The organism is Actinomadura sp. K4S16, from assembly GCF_008327685.1.
Classification (GTDB): Bacteria; Actinomycetota; Actinomycetes; order Streptosporangiales; family Streptosporangiaceae; genus Spirillospora.
In genome coordinates this window covers 512,441-530,948 of sequence record NZ_BDDE01000015.1, presented here as the reverse complement: position 1 = coordinate 530,948, position 18,508 = coordinate 512,441, and the positions used below count along the sequence as shown (strand labels likewise).

Below are 18,508 nucleotides of genomic sequence, written 5' to 3'. Positions count from 1 at the left end.
GGCGGTCAGGCACGCTTCCGCCTGGTGCGGGGCAGCAGCGCGGCCGCGGCCACCAGCCACAGGAGCCCGCCGAACCGGATGGCCGGCAGCAGCGGCGCGAACCCGTCGGCCAGCAGGGCCAGCGTGGACAGCATCCCGGCGGCGGCCAGGGCCAGCCCGATCCAGGTGAGCGGGCGGGGCAGCAGCCCGGCGAGCAGCCCGGTCACCGAGACCCCGGCCACGAGCATCGCGAAGCCCGCGCCGTAGAAGGGGCCGCCGGCCAGGAACGACAGGTCGGCCAGCGCGCGGGCGAGGGCGGGGCTCGCGTCGTCGGGGAGCCGCCCGCCCGTCCAGGCGGCCATCGCGCTCAGCGCCAGCGCGACGGAGGCCAGCAGCCCGCCGGCCAGGGTGATCGCCGAGCCCGGCGCGGTGATGCCGAGCGCGCGCAGCCTGCGGTAGAGGACGGCGGCCAGCAGCGCCAGCGGGATCGCCGAGGCCAGCAGCAGCCAGGAGCCCGCCCTGATCGCGGTGCCGTGCTCCTGGGCGTACCGCAGCACCTCGGCGCCCGTGGCGTCCGGATGCGGCGTGGCGCGGTTGGCGATCACGTAGCCGGCGGTCAGCGCGGCGAAGGACAGGACGGGAACGAGCAGCGGCGGCCCGGACTGCGGGCGGCGGCGGGGCGGCGCGGAACGCTCCGGAGCGGATGCGGTGGTCATGATCTCTCCTCGGTCGGTTCATCGCTATACACTCGATAATGATTATAAAGTGGAACGATTGTCAAGCCGCTATCATGTACACATGGGTATGAATGGTGGGGAGGACCGTCCCGAGGTCCCGGTGGGCGTGGCGTTCCTGCTGGCCCAGCTGGGCGCGCACGCGGCCGGCCGGTTCGCCGAGCGGGTCGCGGAGCTCGATCTGACGCCGCCGCAGGCCGGACTGCTGCGCATGCTGGCCGGCGCCCCCGGGCGCAGCCAGCGGGAACTCGCCGACCGGCTCGGCATGCCGCCGAGCCGCTTCGTCCCGTTCGCGGACGAGCTGGAGGAGCGGGGCATCATCGAGCGCCGCCGGAACCCCGAGGACCGGCGCCTCTACGCGCTCTACCTCACCGAGGAGGGGTTCGCCCTGTTGGGCAGGCTCGCGGAGGCGGGCGCCGCGCACGAGAAGGAGATGTGCCAGGCGCTGTCGGAGGACGAGCACAGGCAGGTGCAGGCGCTCTTGGAGCGCGTCGCCGAGCAGCAGGGGCTCGGCAAGGGCGTCCACCCCGGCTTCCGGCGCCTCAGGCCGGGGCGGCGAGCGGAGTGAGACGCGCGAGGCCGCCCCGGGATCCGGGGCGGCCTCGAAGGGCGGGCGGCGTCAGACGCCGTACTCGGCGACGATCGTGGCGCGCGCCAGGGTGTGGGCGGTGATGTTGAAGCCCACGACGGCGGGGGAGGTGTCCGAGCCGAGGCCGAGCGACTCCACGTCCAGCGCGTGCACGGTGAAGACGTACCGGTGCGGGTCGCCGGGCGGCGGGGCCGCGCCGCCGAACGCCTTGGTCCCGTAGTCGTTGCGGGCGTGCACGCCGACCTTGGCGTCCTCGGTGCCGGCGCCCGTGGGCAGCTCCGTGACGCTCGCGGGGATGTCGAACAGCGACCAGTGCCAGAAGCCGCTGCCGGTCGGCGCGTCCGGGTCGTAGCAGGTCACCGCGAAGCTCTTCGTCTCCGCCGGGAAACCGGACCAGCGCAGGTGCGGGGACTCGTTGCCGCCGCTGAAGCCCCAGTCGTCGAACACGTGCCGGTCCGCGAGCCGCTCGCCCTCGGCGACGTCGTCGCTGGCGACGGTGAACGAGGGGACCTCGGGCAGGTGCTCGTGCGGGAGCGGGGGCTTGCCGGCCATGGCGACCTCCTCCATCAGGATCATCGTGACACCCCATCTCTACCAGGGGTCGTCACGTTTTCACGGCTCCCATCGTGAACCCGGTGACGAAGCGGTCGAGGAAGAGGTTGAACAGGAACGCGATCGGGACCGCCGTGATGACGGTCGACGCCTGGAGCGACTGCCAGAAGAACACGTCCCCCCGGACGAGCTGCGTCGGCACGCCGGTGCTGACCACCATCTCCGGGCTCGCCGACACGAACGCCAGCGCGTACACGAACTCGCTGGACGTCAGCGTGAAGCTGAACACCACCACCGCGACGATCCCGGGGAAGACCAGCGGCAGCACGACCCGCAGGAACGCGCCGAGCCGGCTGTGGCCGTCCACCATGGCCTGCTCCTCCACGTCCTTCGGGACGGCCTTCAGGAACCCGATCAGCAGCCACACCGACACCGGAACCGTGATCGTCGGATAGACGACGATCATCGACCAGAGGGTGTCCTCCAGGTGCAGCGCCACCACGACGCGAGTCAGCGACAGGAACAGCAGCGACGGCGGCACCAGGTACACCAGGAAGATCGCGATGCCCATCGGCGTGCCCCACGGGCGGTCGAGCCGCGCGAGCGAGTACGCCGCCGGCAGCGCGAGCACCAGCGTGACCGCCACGACGACCGCCCCCACGACCAGCGTGTTCACCACGAACGTCAGGAACGGCGTGTCGGTGAACAGGAAGGTCACATGGTCGGGCGTCGCCGGCTTGTTGAAGAAGAACGGATTGCTCTCCGGGTCGTACAGGTCCTGGTTCTGCTTGAACGCGCTCACCACGCTCCACAGGAACGGCAGCGCGCACACCAGCGCCGCCAGCACCGCCGCCGCGTAGACCCCCGCCCGCGCCGCCACATGCCGCCGCGCATACCGCCGCCGCAGAACCCCCACGTCCGCGGCCAGGCCTCCCCGGCCGCCCTCGCTCAGCTGTTCACCTTGTGGGGGGCGACCCCCCACACCCCCCGGCAAGAGCCGCCGGATGACGGCACTACGCTCGCTGCGCTCGCTACGTTCCGTCATCCGTGTTCCTTGTGGGGGGCGACCCCCCACACCCCCCGGCAAGAGCCGCCGGATGACGGCACTACGCTCGCTGCGCTCGCTACGTTCCGTCATCCGGCCTCCAACCGCCGTACCGCCCGCAGGATCGCGACGGCGCCCGCGAGCAGCAGCGGGAACAGGAACAGGGCGATGGCCGCGCCCTGGCCGACGTCCCCGCCCTCGATGCCGCGGAAGTACGCCCACGACGCCAGCACGTCGGTCGAGTGCGTCGGGCCGCCCCGCGTCAGCACGTACGGGACGGTCATGTCGGTGAACGTCATGATCGCGCCGAACAGGCCGGCGACCGCGATCACCGGCAGCGTCAGCGGGATCGTCACCTCGAACATGCGCCGCCAGAACCCGGCGCCGTCGATCCGCGCGGCCTCGTCGATGTCGCGGGGGATCGCGACCAGCCCCGCCATCACGATGACCGCGGCCAGCGGCGTCAGCCGCCACGTCTGGACCGCGATCACCGACGCCATCGCGGTGCCGGGACGGCCCAGCCACACCACGTTCGCGTCGATCAGCCCGAGATGGCGCAGCACCCAGTCGACCGGCGAGTAGATCGAGTCGAGGAACCACAGCCACGAGATCGTCGACAGCGCGACCGGCGTCGTCCACGGCAGCAGCACCAGGAACCGGACGAACCACTTGCCGTGGAAGTCGGCCACCAGCACGTTGGCGAGGATCTTCCCGAACACCACGATCAGCACCATGCTGACCAGCGTGAAGACCAGCGTGTTGCGCAGCGCCCGCCAGAACACGCCGTCCGCGAAGACCTCCTGGAAGTTGCGGGTCCCGACGAGGTCGAACGAGGGGTCGCCGGTCGTCACGTCCGAGAAGGCGAACGCGACCGCCAGCAGGAACGGGACGCCGACCAGCGCGACGATGTAGACCACCGAGGGCAGCAGCATCACCCAGGCGAGGAACCCCTCGCGGTCGGCGAGGCCCGCCCTGGCCGGCGGCCTCGCGGGCGCCTCGGTCCGGGTTTCCGGGTCCGTCCGCGCCCCGGTCACGGCGTCTCCCCGACCGGCACGGGCGCCGTGCGGGTCCCGCCGGCGGCGTCGAAGAACCGCAGCCGGTCCGCCGGCACCGCGAACTCGCGGACCTCCCCGGCGGCCAGGGGCGTCGCCACGGTGGCGGGGAGCCGGGCGATCATGCGGGTCTCCTCGCCGATCCCGGTGACCGTCCCGTACACGTGGCGGTCCCCGGACAGGTACTCCATCCGCTCGACCGCCAGCGGCATCACCAGCCGTGGCCCGGACGCGACGTCCTCGGCGGGCAGCAGGTGCTCGGGACGGAACCCCACGAGCACCCCGTCGCGCCTGACGAGGTTCATCGGCGGCGACCCGATGAACGTCGCGACGAACGTGTCGGCCGGGTCGTCGTACACCTCCTGCGGCGTCCCGACCTGGCGGACGCGGCCGCGCTCCAGCACCGCGATCCGGTCGCCGAGCCCCATCGCCTCCGCCTGGTCGTGGGTGACGTAGACGGTGGTCGTCCCGACCCGCTCCTGGAAGCGCTTCAGTTCGTCCCGCGCCGTCGCGCGCATCTTCGCGTCGAGGTTGGACAGCGGCTCGTCCAGCAGGAACACCGCCGGGTCGCGGACCAGCGCGCGCGCCAGCGCCACCCGCTGCCGCTCACCGCCGGACAGCTGGCGGGGCTTGCGGCGCAGCAGCGGCTCGATGTCCAGCAGGTCGGCGGCCCATCTCGCCTTGCGCTCCCGCTCGTCGCGGGCCATGCCCTCCGCGCGGAGCGGGAAGACGATGTTGTCCATCACCGTCTTGTGTGGGTAGAGCGCGTACGACTGGAACACCATCGCGATCTGCCGGACCCGCGGCGGGAGCCCGTTGACCACGTCGCCGCCGATCAGCACCTCGCCCTCGGTGGGCTGCTCCAGGCCCGCGATCGTGCGCAGCAGGGTCGTCTTCCCGCAGCCGGACGGTCCGAGCAGCACCAGGTACTCGCCGGGCTCCGCGGCCAGGTCGACCCCGTCCAGGGCCCGCACCACCGCGCCGCGCGACCGGCCCCGGCGGGCCCGCAGCTGCCCGTCGAAGGTCTTGACCAGCCCCTTCACCTCCACGGCGTGCACGGCGGTCAGCCGCCCACCAGGCCGCGGGCGCGCCAGTTCTTGAAGATCGCGTCGACGCGGTCAGCCGCCTCCGCGACGGCCTGCCGCGGGGACGCCTGGCCGCGGGCGGCGCGGCCGAACATCGTCGGCAGCACGTTGGTGTTGAAGACCTCGCCGATCGCCGGGTTGGACGGGCCCGGGTAGCCGATGTTCGCGCTCCACGACGTCGCCGTCTTGAGCAGCGCCAGCTTGTCCGCGGGCTTCGCGCCCCACGGGTCGTCGTCCAGCCAGCCGTTCAGCTGCGGGACGATCGCCGGCCAACCCGGCAGGTCGTACAGCTCGGAGTGGTACGACACCGAGGGGAAGTTCGCGGTGTAGTGCAGCAGGAACTCCTTGGCCGCGTCGGGGTTCCCCGCGTGCTTCGGGACGATCCACTGCTGGATCACGTGCTGCGCCGCCAGCGCCGCCTTCGGGCCGCGCAGCGCGGGGACGAAGAAGATGTCGTCGCCGATCCTGCGGTTGGTGCCCATCGCCGTCCGCCACGCCGAGATCGAGTTCACGATGTAGGACGACTTGCCGGCGATGAGCGCCTGGTTGTTGGACGCGGGCGTCCAGGAGAAGACCTCGCTGGTCTCCGCCTCCCGGAACAGCCGCGCCATGTACTCGACGGCCGCGACGGTCGCGTCCGATTCCAGGACGACCTTCTCGTGCTGGTCCTGGACGGACCCGCCGAACGACCACAGCAGCGCCCGCGCCGCCATGTTCGAGTCGGTCTCGGGGGACAGGCCGATGCCGCACGGCACCCCGGTCCGCCGCTTGATCTCCGCCGCGCCCCGCACCAGGTCGTCCCAGCTCCCGGGCCCGTTCGGCATCCCCGCCTGCTGCCACATCGACTTGCGGTAGTCGCCGGGGTCGGGCGACCAGCCGGGGCAGTAGGCGTAGAAGCGCCGGGTGTTCGGGTTGTAGCTCGACTTGCGGCACAGTTCGAGTTGCTTCCCCCACCGCCGGCTGGCCTCCTGGACGAGGTCGGTCATGTCCAGGACGGACGGCTCGTACTGCGAGAACGGCGCGATGTGCTGGATCAGGTCGTGGCCGCGGCCCGCCTGGATCTCCGACGCGGCGCGGCGGGGGACGTCCACGGTGTTGATGTGGTCGACCCGGACGTCCACGCCGACCTTCCTGCCCCAGTCGGCGAGGAACGCGTCGAACCACTTGTCGTGCCGGGGGACGAAGTGGCTCCACATCAGGATGCTGAGCGAGCCGCCCAGCTTCTTCGCGGGGGAGGTGAACACCTCCTTCGGCGCTTTCCCGGAGTCCTTCGCCTGCGGGCCGCTGGTCTCGCTGGCGCATCCCGCCAGGAGACCTGACGCGCCCGCAGCGAGGACCGTGGAGGACAGGAAGCCGCGTCTGCTGAGCCGCTCGGACATGGGGGCTCTCCTCGCCGCTGAGGGGGTCTCCCCTCGACGGTAGATCGGAGAGCCCGTCTCATCCAGCGACGATCAGGTAACTCCGCGTCACTGTGGTGACGTCCGTCACAATGTGCTCACCGGCACCATGTGCTGTTCGCCCGGCGGCGCCACTTGCCCGGCGGCGCCACCTGCCGGTCGCGCTACTTGCCGGTCGCGCTACTTGCCGGTCGCCTCGGTGTAGGCCTCGATGACCTCATCGGGGTCGCCGTCCATGTGCATGCGGCCCTCGTCGATCCAGATGACGCGGTCGCACATCTCCTTGACCGTGTCGAGCTGGTGCGCGACCAGGAAGACCGCGCCGGCGTCCTTGCGCAGCTCGTCGATGCGGCGCTTGCTCTTGGTCCGGAACTTGGCGTCGCCGGTGGCGAGCGCCTCGTCGATCAGCAGCACGTCGTGGGTCTTGGCCGCGGCGATCGCGAACCGGAGGCGGGCGCCCATGCCGGACGAGTACGTCCGCATGGGGTACTGGATGAAGCCTTCCTTCAGTCCGGCGAAGTCGACGACCTCCTGGTACTTGGCCTTCGTCTCCGCCGGGGTCATGCCCATGGCGAGGCAGCCGAGAACGATGTTGCGCTCGCCGGTGAGGTCCTTCATCAGGGCCGCGTTCACCCCCAGCAGGGAGGGCTGGCCGTCGGTGTAGACGGCGCCCCGGTGCGGGGGCAGCAGCCCCGCGATCGCCTTCAGCAGCGTCGACTTGCCGGAGCCGTTGGTGCCGATGATGCCGACCGCCTCGCCCCGGTACGCGACGAACGACAGGCCCTTGATCGCGTGGACTTCGGTCATCGACGGGCGGTGCTTGCGGCGCAGGATGCGGGAGAACGCGCTCGCGGCGTTGCCCTTGCCGCCCGCGCCGTACACCCGGTAGACGATGTGGAGGTCGTCCACGACGACGATCGGCTCCCGGTTCGGGTCGATTTCGGCGGTCCTGCGGACCTTCGTGTCAGCCACGGCCGTATCGCTCCTCGGCACGGTAGAAGTACAGGAACCCGCCCGTCAGCATCACCCCGGCCCACGCGACCGCGTAGAGCCACAACTGCCCCGCCGAAGCGGCGTGCTGGATGCTCCCGACGAAGCCCCGGTACTGGCCTAGCAGCACGTACCGGCTCAGCTCCACGAACACGTACGCCGGATTGAACTGCATCAGCTCGGCCAGCCACGGGTAGTCGGCCAGCCTGCCGCCCGGCTTCATCATCGCCGGCAGGCAGAAGATCACGCCGGACGCGTACATCCAGACCCGCATGACGAACGGCAGCAACTGGGTGATGTCGCGGTTGAACGCCCCGAGCCGGGCCATGACCATGCTGATGCCCACGTTGAACATGAGCTGGAGCCCGAGCAGCGGTACGAGCAGCAGCATCTGGAAGCTGATCGGCTCGCCGAACGCGAACACGATCGCGAACAGCACCACCAGCGCGAGCAGCAGCTGCTGCACCTCCACGATCGCGATCGCGAAGGGCAGCGTGGCGCGCGGGAAGTGCAGGGCCCTGATCAGCGACAGGTTGTCGCCGACGGACTTGGCGCCCGACGTGACCGAGCGCTGCGTGAACCCGAACAGGAAGACACCCGTCACCAGGAAGGGGATGAAGTCGGGTACCCCGCGGCCGGTGCCCAGCAGCAGACCGAAGATCAGGTAGTAGACCCCGGCGTTGAGGAGCGGCGTCAGCAGCTGCCATACCTGGCCCAGCCGGGAGTCGGAGTACAGCGAGATGTTCTTGGCGGAGGCGAACGCCCAGATGAAGTTCCGGCGAGCCCACACATCCTGGATGTACTTGCGAAGCGGGGGGCGCGCAGCGCTCTGCCTCAGCCCGTATCGTGCGGCGTAGTCGGCCAGGGTCCCGTTCACGTGAGGAGGCTCCGCGATCGTCCCGACCGACTCGCCACCCGGGCTTCCGAGCCGTTCCGGGTGACTCATGTCGCGAAGCCTATTGCAGTCGCTGAGTCCACAGTGACGTTCGCCCGCATGTGACCCCCGATTTGAGATCTTTACGGAATCATGTCGGCCTCCCTGGGGATACCCCGGTCATGCGCGTCAACCACTCACGGCGCACTTCCGTGCCGTCACGGTCCGTCACCCGACGCCGGTCGCGGCAGGTCCAGGAGCATCGCCCCTGGCCGAACCGGGTCGCCCTCCTGCGCAAGCTCGGCCGGATGGACCGGTGGGCCTTCGACCAGGTGGCCGCGGCCCGGCTGCCCGGACTGGAGTACGTCCTGCCGCGCCTCTCGCGGTTCGCCGACCACGGTGTGCTGTGGTTCACGACGGCCGGGGCGATGGGGATCGCCGGACGGCCCCGGCTGCGGCGCGCCGCGCTGCGCGGGGCCATCGCGATCGCCGTGGCGAGCCCCGCCGTGAACATCGCCGGCAAGCAGGCGTTCCGCCGCAGGCGGCCCGTCGTGGACCTCGTCCCCCCGATCCGGGTCCGGTGGAAGCTGCCGACCTCGCACGCCTTCCCCTCCGGGCACTCGGCCTCGGCGGCCGCGTTCGCGGCCGGCGTCGCGCTGGAGGCCCCGCGGGCGGTGGCCGTGCCGGTCGCGGCGACCGCCGCGGCGGTCGCGTTCTCCCGCGTCTACACCGGCGCCCACTATCCGGGCGACGTGCTGGCGGGCCTCGGGATCGGCGCCCTCGCCGGGCTCGGCACCCGGCTGGTGTGGCCCGCCCGCCCCCCGGTGGCCCGCGTGGCCCCGGCCGAGCCCGGGGACGCGCCCGTCCGGATCGCCCCGGACGGGCGCGGCGTGGTGGCCGTCGTCAACCTCGGCGCGGGCCCCGTCGGCGAGGCGGAGGCGGGCATCCTTCCGAAACGCGCGGAGATCGCGGTCGCGATGCTGGAGGGCGAGCTGCCCGCCGCGGAGGTCGTCCGGCTGGAGCCGGACGCGGACCTCGACAAGGCCTGCGCCGAGGCCGCCGACAGGGCCGACGTGCTGGCCGTGGTCGGCGGCGACGGCACCGTGAACGCCGCCGCGCGGGCCGCGCTGGAGCACGATGTCCCGCTGCTCGTCGTCCCCGGCGGGACGTTCGACCACTTCTCCCGCGCGCTCGGGGTGGAGACCGCCGCCCAGGCGATCAAGGCCTACCGGGAGGGCAGGATCGGCCGCGCCGACGTCTCCTACGTCGCCCCGATGGCCGCCGAGGCGGGGGACGACGCGGAGCAGGTCTTCCTCAACACCGCGAGCTTCGGCGCCTACACCGAGATGGTCGACCGCCGCGTCCGGCTGGAGCGCCGGATCGGGAAGTGGCCCGCGCTGGCCGTCGCCGCCGTCCGCACGCTGCGGCGCTCCGAGCCCGTCGAGCTGATGGTGGACGGCAGGCGCCGCCGCGTCTGGCTCGCGTTCGTCGGCAACTGCGTCTACGGCTCGCGGGGCGCCGCGCCCACCTGGCGCGAGCGCCTCGACGACGGGCGGCTCGACGTCCGGATGGTCACCACCCGCGGACGCGTGCCCCGCGTCCGCGCGGTCGCCGCGGTCCTCGCCGGGCACCTGCACGTCACCCCCGGGTACGGCTCGTGGCGGACGACCGGCATGGAGCTGATCTCGCCGGCCGGGGAGCTGCGGCTGGCGCGGGACGGCGAGGTGGCGTCGCTGCCGCCCGCGGTGCGGTTCGGCAAGCACCCCCGCGCCCTGCGGGTGTTCACGGTTCAGGCCCCGGCGCCCGGGTAGAGCAGGGGACGCCCGCGAAGGAGGGATCACACCATGACGAGCCGTGATCTGGGAGTCGCGCCCGGCGACCTCGGTGACGACGACCTGTTCCGTGAACTCGGCCACCTGTACGAGACGAGGCTGGACGCGCTGCGGCACGCCGCCGACCAGGCCTACGGCGAGCACACGCGCCGCATGAACGAGCTGGAGGCCGAGTACCTGCGCCGCCGTCCCGGCCGGGAGATCGATCCCGAGCGGCTGCGCGAGGGCGCCCGCGCCCGCTGACGGCGTCCGGCGCGCCGGGGGCCCGCGCCGAGTGCCGCCCCCGGCCCGAGGTGGAGCGCCCCCGGACCCGAGTGGCAGGGTGGAGGACATGGACGGAACGTTCGAGCTCGGACCCGAGGACGGGCGGCTGCTCGTCCGGACGGGGCGCAGCGGGCTCGGCCGGCGCGCCGGGCACGACCTGGTCATCGAGGCCACGCGGTGGTCGGCGGCGGTCGAGGCGCGCGAGCCCCTGGAGGCGTCGTCGGTCGAGGTGACCGTCGGGGTGGACGGGCTGGAGGTGCGGGAGGGCACCGGCGGCGTGAAGCCGCTCACCGACCAGGACCGCGCGGAGATCGTGAAGAACCTGCGCAAGGTGCTGGACGTCCACCGGTACCCGGAGATCAGGTTCGCCTCCACCGCGATCGGCGAGGACGCCGTCGAGGGCGACCTCACGATCATGGGACGGGTCAAGCCGGTGCGGCTCACGGCGTCCCGGGACGGCGACCGGGTGCGCGGCGGCGTCACCGTCGACCAGACCCGCTGGGGCATCAAGCCGTACTCGGCGTTCTTCGGCGCGCTCCGGCTCGCCGACGAGGTCGAGGTCGAGTTCGACGTCCGCCTTCCCCGTTAGGCCCCGGTAGCCCCGGTAGCCCCGGTAGCCCCGGTAAGCCCTGCCCTGGCGCGGGCGCCCGCGCCCGCGTTTCCCGGTCCCTGAAGATCAAATTGCACTAGGGTGCATGATCATCGCATTCCGGTCAGTCGATCTTCAGGGGGCCGCGGTGGCGGAGCTGAGCAGGAGGGACCTCGGAAAGGCGGCGGGCCTGGTGGCCGCGCCGGCGCTGCTCGCCGGCTGCTCGGCCGGCTCCTCCGGGTCGGCCAGGACGGCGCGGGCGGCAGCGGCGGCCCGCACCTGGCGGGTGACCGGCAAGGCGCTCACCGGCCTCGGCGGGTTCGACTCGACGCTCAAGAGCTTCATGCAGGAGCGGGAGATCCCCTGCGGGCAGCTCGCCGTCGTCCGCAAGGGCAAGCTCGTCCTGTCTCGCGGTTACACCTACGCAGAGGACGGCGCGTTCACGACGCAGCCGACCTCGCCGTTCCGCATCGCCAGCATCTCCAAGCCCGTCACGGCGACGGCGGTGCTCAGGCTCGTCCAGGACGGGAAGGTCAAGCTCACCGACCGTGCGGCGACCCTGCTGGGGCTCTCCACGACGGCCGATCCCCGCCTCAAGGACGTCACCGTCCTGCGGCTGCTGCAGCACCTCGGCGGCTGGGACCGCGACATCACGCCCGACCCGATGTTCCAGGACGCGGCCATCGCCAAGGCGCTCGGCGTCGCGCTGCCGGTGTCGAAGGCGAACATCATGAAGTACGCGTCGGCGCGCGGGCTCGACCACACGCCCGGCGCGCGGTACGCCTACTCCAACTACGGCTACCTGCTGCTCGGCCGGATCATCGAGAAGGCCACCGGCAAGAAGTACGAGGACTACGTCCGGCAGACCGTGCTCGCGCCGCGCAAGATCACGCGGATGCGCCTGGGCAGGACGCTCACCAAGGCCACCGGCGAGGTCCCTTACCACTCGGGCTACACCGGGACCACCGTCTTCGACAACAGCGGCACGAAGGTGGCCTACCCGTACGGCGCGTTCAACCTGGAGAACATGGACGCGCACGGCGGCTGGCTGGCCACCGCGATGGACCTCACCCGCTTCGCGGGCGTCTACGACGGCGGGACGTCCGTGCTGACCTCGGCGTCGATCAGCCGGGCGTTCGCCAAGCCGGAGACGGGCGTCAACGCCGACGGCTGGTACTACGGCTGCGGCTGGCAGGTGCGCCCGGTGACCGGCGGCCGCAACACCTGGCACAACGGGAGCCTGCCCGGGACGTACACGCTCCTGGTCCGGCGGTACGACGGCCTGACGTGGGCGGTTCTGTTCGACCAGCGGCAGGAGGGCGACGCGGCGAACTACGGCGACATCGACTCGCTGCTGCACAAGGCCGCGAACGCGGTGAAGACGTGGCCGGCCGGCGACCTGACCTCCTCCTACTTCTAGCCGCTTTCTAGCGCGGCACCCGGCTTCTGGCACGGGCCGCGCGGGTGTACTGGTCGTCCAGGCTGCGCGGGAACGGCATCATCCGGTGCCGGTCCCGCCAGGGCGCGAACTGGCGGACGGCGTTGAAGCCCGCCGCGGTGATGATCCGCTCGACGTCCGGGCCCGGGACGCCGGCGGGATACACGTCCAGATGGGCGATGTGCGGCGGCAGGCCGTCCGGCCGCGCGGGCGACACCAGGGTCATCGGCGGACGGACCCGTTCGGCGGACGCCATGTCCTCCGCGTAGGCGACGAGCTGGAGCGTCTCCGCGTCGGGCCCGCTGTGCACGATGAGCCAACCGGCGACGTCGACCGGCTCCGACGGGGGATCGGTGAGCGCCAGGGGAGCGAACTCGTCCGAGACCGTGCGCAGGTAGGCGTCGTGAGCGGGGTCGAGTTCCTCCAGGACGTACGTGCGGTCGAAGCGGACCGGGTCGGCGGGGAGCAGGGGCCGGTAGGCGTCCCAGAGCAGGAGCCGCGCCAGATGCGTCGTGGGGACCCCGGGCGGGAGGCGGGCCAGCTCGCCCCTCAGCCCGGCCGGGAACGCGTCCACGATCACCTCGTCGGGCCGCAGGGCCGTGAGGTCGGCGGTCTCCACGACGCGCCAGCCGCCCGCCACGCGCGGGTCGGCCGCGAACGGCGACCCGGTCACGACGGTGACCGGCCCTTCCCGGCGCAGGGTGTGCAGGACGGCCCGGAGCCGCGTCAGATGCCCCAGCCCGTCACCGGCCGCGTAGCAGACGATCACCGGGTCTCGTCGAGGACGGCCAGGTAGCCGGCGGTCTCGGCGGCCGGGGTGAAGTCGCGGCGGATCCGCTCCGCGCCCGCCGCGCCGAGCTTGGCCAGCTCCTCGGCGCCCGCCCGCGCGGCCCGGTCGATCGCCGCCCGGCACGCGTGCGGGTCGCCCGCGGGGAAGGCGAACCCGATCTCGTCGTCGGCCACGTCCGCCAGCCCGCCCGCGTCCGACGCGAGCAGCGGCACGCCGAGCGCCGCCGCCTCCAGCGCCACGTTCGGCATCCCGTCGTAGAACGAGGGGAGCGCGACCAGGTCGCAGCTCGCGTAGACGGCCGGAAGGTCGTAGCGCTCCAGGAAAGGCAGGAACGAGTGCGGGACGTCGCCGTCCGCGAGCCGCTCCCGCACGGACTCCTCGACCTCGCCGACGAGCAGCAGATGGAAGTCGTCGGCGCGGCGCGACGCCGCCAGCGCCTCCAGGAAGAAGCCGACGCCCTTCTTCACCTTGAGCTGGCCGATGAGACCGATCGTCCGGCGGCCGGGGGCGACGTTCTCCTCCCGCCACGCCCTGCCGCGCTCGCGTTCGGACGGCAGCACCCGCCACTGCGCGGTGTCGACGCTGTTGGCGACGAACGCGACCGCCGCGTCCGGGACGAGCGCCCGCACCAGCGGCGCGTGCGAGCGGGCGACGACGCACACGCGGGCCGAGGCGCGCAGCGCGTCGGCCAGCACGCCGCGCCGCCGCATCGAGAAGACGCCGACGTCGATGTCGTTGCCGCGCAGCAGCGTCACGAGCGGCGCGCCGAGCAGCGCGGACAGCACGGGCGCGGCGAGCATCGCGTGCACGCCGCCGAACGCCACCACATGGGTGTAGCCGGTGAGGTTCTCGGCGGTGACGGTCGTCCACAGGCGGCGCAGCGCGTGCTCGGAGTCGTCCCCGAGCGGCGCGGTGATGAGCCGCCCGCCGTTCTCGCGCGCCACGCCCCACGGCCGCGACCGCCGGGTCAGGTGGGCGACGTCGACCTCGGCCCCGGCGCCGCGCAGTCCCCGCACGATCCGGTCGCACGACTGCGCCATGCCGCCCTGGCTCGGCGGGTAGTGCTCGGTGATCCACAGGACGCGCGGCATCAGCTGTCCACGAACCCGGTGTCCTCGTCCGGCCCCCAGTCGCCGCCGTAGGAGTAGTCGTCGCCGGGGTTGAACGCGCCCCGGTCGTACTCGTCGAACGAGGAGTACCAGTAGCCGTCGTTGTAGGCCTGCGAGCTGCTCCGGTAGTACTGGCGCCGGTACCCGCCCGCCCAGGCCGGGTCGTGCGGGTCCTGCGTCCCGTACCCCTGCGCCGCCGCGCACTCGGGGCACAGCGCGTTCGGCCCGGCGTGCGCGCCGCAGACGGGCCTGCCGCACCGCGGGCAGGCCGCCACCGCCGCCTGGCCGCAGCGCCCGAGCACGAAGAAGCCGGTGGTCACGGTGCAGCGGTTCACTTGGTCCTCCTCGCGGCCGTGCCGGGGGGCGTCCACCGGAACGGCTCGGTCGACACCTGCAGGATCCGGTCCACGAGGCCCGTGTTCGTCTGCCCGGGGAACTTCGCGCTCGCGCGGATCACCGGCCGCTTGCCCTGCTTGACCTGCACCTTCACCCAGCCGGGCGGCGGGGAGGGCGGCTGCTGGACGACCGCGTCCTTCGCCAGCCGCCGGGTGACGCGCACGAACTGCACCGTCTTCGTCTTGTGCTTCATCTTGATCTTCCCACGCACGTTCCGCTTGTTGTAGCTGCGGTTGCGCACCCGGTCGGTGACCGTCACCTCGACGACGCTGCCGTCGCGCAGCTCGGCCCGCATCCGCAGCCACGGGTCGAGCGCGTACCACTGCTTGAGCATCGAGATCGGGGGCCGCGAGGGCAGGTCCTGCTTGGGGCCGTTCTTCTCCGGGACCCGCGACCCGCGCATGTCCGCGGCCACCGACAGCACCCCGTCGGGCGGCATGTCGGCCGCCAGCACCCGCAGCAGCGGCACGAGCACGCCGGCGACCCGCTCGTGCAGCCGCCACTTGTTCCGCCGCACGTGCGCGCCGTGCTGCGCGAGGCTCTGGATCACCGGCTCCCAGTCGTCCCGCCGCAGCGAGACGGTGCAGACCTGCTCCAAGGTCAGCGTCTGGTGAAGCGGATGGAACCGCCTGATGGCGGCCTTCTGCTTACGGTAGAACATGACGAACCACCTATCGGCCCGGTGTGAGCGTGCGGTAGACCTCGGCCAGCCGGGCGCGCGAGCGCGTCCAGGTCAGGCCCTCCTCGATGTGCGTCCGGCCCCTCCGCCCCATCGCGGCGGCCTCCTCCGGGTACTCCAGCAGGATCCGGACGGCCCGGGCCAGTTCGGCCGGGCGGTCCGCCGGCACCAGCCGCCCGTGCCGCCCGTCCGCCATCAGCTCGCGGACGGCGGGCAGGTCCGAGGCGACCACCGGGACGCCCGCCGCCATCGACTCGATCACCTTCAGCGGCGCGCAGCCCTGGTCGAGGTTGCGGGCGCAGCCGGTCAGCGGCGCCACCGACACCTCGGCGTGCGCCAGCCACGCGGCGACCTCGTGGTGCGGCAGCGCGAACCGCCAGTCGACCCGCTCGGCGACGCCCAGGCGCTCGGCCAGCCGCCGCACCGGCTTCGCCCGCCGCTCCGGGACGGACGCGCAGACCACCAGCCGCAGGCCCGGCAGGTCGGCGAGCCGCGCGAAGGCGCGCATCAGCACGTCCAGGCCCTGCCAGGGCTGGAGCGCGCCGACGTAGACGAGATACCGCTCGGGCGCGTCGGCGGGACGTTCCGGCCTGTCCACGACGTCGGCGCCGTTTGGGACGAGGTGGATCCGCTCCTCCGGCACCCCCAGGCCCCGGACGGCGTCGCCGATCACCCGCGACGGCACCACGACCGCGTCGCTGCGCTCCAGGCAGTACCGCTCCAGCTCGCGGATCTTGCCGAGCGTGGCGGGTGCGGCCCAGGGCCAGGTGTGGCTCATCTCGATCGACGGCAGCCCGTTGACCTCGTACACGACCTTGTGGCGCCGACCGTCCGCGACCGCGGGCAGCGCGCTCCACGGATCGCGCACGTGGCAGACCTCCAGCGTCTCCCAGTGCGGCCGCAGGTGCGCCGCGACCCAGCCGGAGAACGCCTCGGCCCGGTCGATCAGGTTCGGGACCGCCGCGTCGAACCGCGCGACCTCCCGCGTCCCCTCCCGCTGGTAGCGCGGCAGGTCGCCGCCGCCGATCGCGGCGAGCAGCCCGCCTCCGAACCGCGCGAACAGCTCGTCGGCCATCTGCGCGATGTGCACCGCCGATCCTTTGCTGGACGGGAAGCGGTCGAACGCGACATACGCCGCGCGGTGCCTCATCGGCCCGTGCTCAACAGGTGCGTGCTCAACAGGTGCGTGCTCAACAGGTGCGTGCTCAACTGGTGCGTGCTCAACTGGTGCGTGCTCTGCAGGAGCGTGCCTCGTCGGGCCGTCGCTCATCCGACCGCGGCCTCCTCCGGCACGGCCCGCAGCCCGCGGTGCCAGGCGATCTGGTCGGCGAGCCCGTCGGCCAGGCCGGTCGCGGCCGTCCAGCCGAGCAGCTCCCGGGCGCGGGACGTGTCGGCCCAGGTGCGCGCGGCGTCCCCGGCCACGGGCGTCTCGCGCCGGATCTCCGCCGGGACGCCCAGCGCGCCGGTGAGCATCGCGATCGCGTCGTGGACCGCCACGTGCTCGGTGTGCCCCACGTTGACGGCGATCCCGGGCGGCAGGTCCTCGGCCGCCGCCGCCAGCGTGGCCGCGACCACGTCCCGCACGTGCGTGAAGCTCCGGGAGCTGCGCCCGTCCCCGAACACCGGCAGCGGGCGCCCGTCGAGCGCGGCCTCGACGAACCGGTGGAACGCCATGTCGGGCCGCTGCCGGGGCCCGTAGACCGAGAAGTACCTGAGCAGGACCGTCCGCAGCCCGCTCCGGGCGGCCAGCCGGGCGAGCCGCTCGACCTCCGCCTTGCTGACCGCGTACGGGCTGGCCGGCCGCAGCGGATCGTCCTCCCGGTTCGGCCGCCGGCCCGCCGACCCGTACACCGACGAACTGGACGCGACGACCACCTTCGGCCGCAGCCGCGGGGGCCGCCGCGCGCAGGCCGCGAGAAGCCGGCGCGTCGCCGTGACGTTGTCCCGATCGACGACCGCCTTGCCAGGCCCCCACGAGTCGCGCACCCCGGGACGTCCCGCCAGATGCACGACGACGTCCGCGGCCGCGACGCCGTCGAGATCGTCCACCGCCAGGTCGAGTTCGGCGGCGACCACCCCCGGCCCGGCCGCGACCTTCGCCCACGTCCGCCGCGCGACCGCCGGGCTCAGGGAACGCTCGGGCGCGTCGACGGCCAGCACCTCGTGCCCCGCCCCCGAGAACGCGTCGACGGCATGGCTCCCGATGAACCCCGCCGCACCAGTGACCACCACTCGCACCCGGGCACCCTATCCGGCAGGCCCCGAACCGGGACAGGGCTCTCGTCCCTGCTCACACGGGACTTACCGCCGGGACATCCCGGGTTCGGGCGGAGCCGCGGGGCGCGACCGAACGGCATGGCCGATGGAACAACCCCGAGCCTCTCTTGTCACTACTTAGAGTTATCAATTGATTGCAGAGGGGCATGAGGGTGTTGTTCAGTTCGGAAGGCTTTGGGGGGAGACTTCGTGAAACAGTCCCACAGGTTCGCAACCGTGGCGCTCGCGGCCGTTGTCGGCACGGGCCTCGCCGGCGAAGGCGCCGCGATGGCGGCGGTTCCGCCGGAGCCGACGGTCGCGTCGGCGCCCGCCGCGCCCGCCGCCCAGCAGGTCGCCATCTACCAGTACGCCACCGGCGTGGTGATCAGCCGCCACCGGCTGGCGATCCGGACGAGGCCGACCATGCGCTCCAAGCGGGTCGGCTTCCTGAGGCCGGGGCAGCGGTTCAAGATCAAGTGCTGGACGCGCGGCCAGCGGGTCCGGCACACCCGGGTCTGGTACCGGCTGGGCTACAGCAGCCCCAAGAACTACGTCTCCGGCGCCTACGTGAGGGTCATCAAGGGCCGCGTCCGCCACTGCTAGTCGGGCGGGGGCTGGGGACCGCGCGCGGCCCCCAGCCCCCTCACCCTCCGGCCCGGCCCGGCCCGGCCGGAGGAGCCTGGTAGGGCCTGGTCTCGAAGTGGCCTCGGCCACGCGCGCGAACGCGCGACCTGCCCGGTTCGGCGAAGCCGGAGGCGAGCGGCGCCGGGCAGATCGCGAAGCGATGCCGCGTTCGCCCAGGCCCGGTCACGTAGCGACCCGCCAGGCGAGCGAAGTGGGCCGGGACTTCGAAACACC

20 protein-coding genes are annotated in these 18,508 nt (G+C 72.7%); 6 read left to right on the top strand and 14 right to left on the bottom strand.

The features are described 5' to 3' along the window. Nucleotides 1-5 precede the first annotated feature (5 nt). The gene (locus K4S16_RS23655; protein ID WP_149261161.1) at nucleotides 6-695 is read right to left on the bottom strand and encodes a DUF4386 domain-containing protein; all 690 of its coding nucleotides are present in this window, start codon (nucleotides 693-695) and stop codon (nucleotides 6-8) included. 82 nt (nucleotides 696-777) lie between these two features. Here K4S16_RS23655 and K4S16_RS23650 point away from each other — a divergent pair, with 82 nt between their 5' ends. Continuing rightward, on the top strand, nucleotides 778-1,281 hold the full coding sequence (locus K4S16_RS23650) for a MarR family winged helix-turn-helix transcriptional regulator (protein ID WP_149261160.1): 504 nt from the start codon (nucleotides 778-780) through the stop codon (nucleotides 1,279-1,281). 51 nt (nucleotides 1,282-1,332) lie between these two features. On the opposite strand, the gene K4S16_RS23645 is transcribed toward K4S16_RS23650, so the two are convergent. The 7 genes from K4S16_RS23645 to K4S16_RS23615 all read right to left on the bottom strand — a co-directional run bounded on the left by K4S16_RS23645 (nucleotide 1,333) and on the right by K4S16_RS23615 (nucleotide 8,369). Beyond that, entirely contained in the window at nucleotides 1,333-1,854 is a 522-nt protein-coding gene (locus K4S16_RS23645) for a YbhB/YbcL family Raf kinase inhibitor-like protein (protein ID WP_149261275.1), read from the bottom strand. Between the two features lie 52 nt (nucleotides 1,855-1,906). Next, nucleotides 1,907-2,770 carry a carbohydrate ABC transporter permease gene (locus tag K4S16_RS23640; RefSeq protein WP_200842048.1) on the bottom strand — a complete coding sequence of 288 codons (864 nt, stop codon included), beginning with the start codon at nucleotides 2,768-2,770 and terminating at the stop codon, nucleotides 1,907-1,909. A gap of 218 nt (nucleotides 2,771-2,988) precedes the next feature. Continuing rightward, nucleotides 2,989-3,933, bottom strand: coding sequence for a carbohydrate ABC transporter permease (locus K4S16_RS23635; protein WP_200842047.1), 945 nt, complete (start codon nucleotides 3,931-3,933; stop codon nucleotides 2,989-2,991). Continuing rightward, nucleotides 3,930-5,009, bottom strand: coding sequence for an ABC transporter ATP-binding protein (locus K4S16_RS23630; RefSeq protein ID WP_235037011.1), 1,080 nt, complete (start codon nucleotides 5,007-5,009; stop codon nucleotides 3,930-3,932). The genes K4S16_RS23635 and K4S16_RS23630 overlap by 4 nt, the downstream gene beginning before the upstream one ends. Nucleotides 5,010-5,014: 5 nt before the next feature. Beyond that, nucleotides 5,015-6,415 (bottom strand): ABC transporter substrate-binding protein, encoded by a 1,401-nt coding sequence (locus K4S16_RS23625; RefSeq protein ID WP_149261158.1) that lies wholly within the window; start codon nucleotides 6,413-6,415, stop codon nucleotides 5,015-5,017. A 198-nt stretch (nucleotides 6,416-6,613) separates the two neighbouring features. Beyond that, nucleotides 6,614-7,405 carry an ABC transporter ATP-binding protein gene (locus K4S16_RS23620; protein WP_235037010.1) on the bottom strand — a complete coding sequence of 264 codons (792 nt, stop codon included), beginning with the start codon at nucleotides 7,403-7,405 and terminating at the stop codon, nucleotides 6,614-6,616. Further along, entirely contained in the window at nucleotides 7,398-8,369 is a 972-nt protein-coding gene (locus K4S16_RS23615) for an ABC transporter permease (RefSeq protein ID WP_149261157.1), read from the bottom strand. The genes K4S16_RS23620 and K4S16_RS23615 overlap by 8 nt, the downstream gene beginning before the upstream one ends. A 140-nt stretch (nucleotides 8,370-8,509) precedes the next feature. Here K4S16_RS23615 and K4S16_RS23610 point away from each other — a divergent pair, with 140 nt between their 5' ends. From K4S16_RS23610 to K4S16_RS23595, 4 genes are all read left to right on the top strand, one after another. Further along, entirely contained in the window at nucleotides 8,510-10,108 is a 1,599-nt protein-coding gene (locus tag K4S16_RS23610; RefSeq protein ID WP_235037009.1) for a bifunctional phosphatase PAP2/diacylglycerol kinase family protein, read from the top strand. A 33-nt stretch (nucleotides 10,109-10,141) separates the two neighbouring features. Then, nucleotides 10,142-10,372, top strand: coding sequence for a DUF6158 family protein (locus K4S16_RS23605; protein ID WP_149261155.1), 231 nt, complete (start codon nucleotides 10,142-10,144; stop codon nucleotides 10,370-10,372). An 88-nt stretch (nucleotides 10,373-10,460) separates the two neighbouring features. Then, on the top strand, nucleotides 10,461-10,982 hold the full coding sequence (locus K4S16_RS23600; RefSeq protein ID WP_149261154.1) for a YceI family protein: 522 nt from the start codon (nucleotides 10,461-10,463) through the stop codon (nucleotides 10,980-10,982). A 106-nt stretch (nucleotides 10,983-11,088) separates the two neighbouring features. Further along, a complete protein-coding gene (locus K4S16_RS23595) occupies nucleotides 11,089-12,402 on the top strand; it encodes a serine hydrolase (RefSeq protein ID WP_149261153.1) in 1,314 nt (437 codons plus the stop codon). 7 nt (nucleotides 12,403-12,409) lie between these two features. On the opposite strand, the gene K4S16_RS23590 is transcribed toward K4S16_RS23595, so the two are convergent. From K4S16_RS23590 to K4S16_RS23565, 6 genes are all read right to left on the bottom strand, one after another. Next, nucleotides 12,410-13,189: a hypothetical protein gene (locus K4S16_RS23590; RefSeq protein WP_149261152.1), complete on the bottom strand. Its 780-nt coding sequence runs from the start codon at nucleotides 13,187-13,189 to the stop codon at nucleotides 12,410-12,412. Then, a complete protein-coding gene (locus tag K4S16_RS23585) occupies nucleotides 13,186-14,301 on the bottom strand; it encodes a glycosyltransferase family 4 protein (protein ID WP_149261151.1) in 1,116 nt (371 codons plus the stop codon). Before K4S16_RS23585 ends, K4S16_RS23590 begins: the two co-directional genes overlap by 4 nt. Beyond that, nucleotides 14,301-14,654: a hypothetical protein gene (locus K4S16_RS23580; protein ID WP_149261150.1), complete on the bottom strand. Its 354-nt coding sequence runs from the start codon at nucleotides 14,652-14,654 to the stop codon at nucleotides 14,301-14,303. Before K4S16_RS23580 ends, K4S16_RS23585 begins: the two co-directional genes overlap by 1 nt. Then, a complete protein-coding gene (locus K4S16_RS23575) occupies nucleotides 14,651-15,376 on the bottom strand; it encodes a hypothetical protein (protein WP_149261149.1) in 726 nt (241 codons plus the stop codon). Before K4S16_RS23575 ends, K4S16_RS23580 begins: the two co-directional genes overlap by 4 nt. 10 nt (nucleotides 15,377-15,386) lie before the next feature. Continuing rightward, entirely contained in the window at nucleotides 15,387-16,544 is a 1,158-nt protein-coding gene (locus tag K4S16_RS23570) for a glycosyltransferase family 4 protein (RefSeq protein WP_149261148.1), read from the bottom strand. Nucleotides 16,545-16,660: 116 nt separating this feature from the next. Next, entirely contained in the window at nucleotides 16,661-17,632 is a 972-nt protein-coding gene (locus K4S16_RS23565; protein ID WP_235037008.1) for an NAD(P)-dependent oxidoreductase, read from the bottom strand. Between the two features lie 228 nt (nucleotides 17,633-17,860). Between K4S16_RS23565 and K4S16_RS23560 the strand changes: the two genes are divergently transcribed. Further along, nucleotides 17,861-18,253, top strand: coding sequence for a hypothetical protein (locus tag K4S16_RS23560; RefSeq protein ID WP_149261147.1), 393 nt, complete (start codon nucleotides 17,861-17,863; stop codon nucleotides 18,251-18,253). Nucleotides 18,254-18,508: the final 255 nt, after the last annotated feature.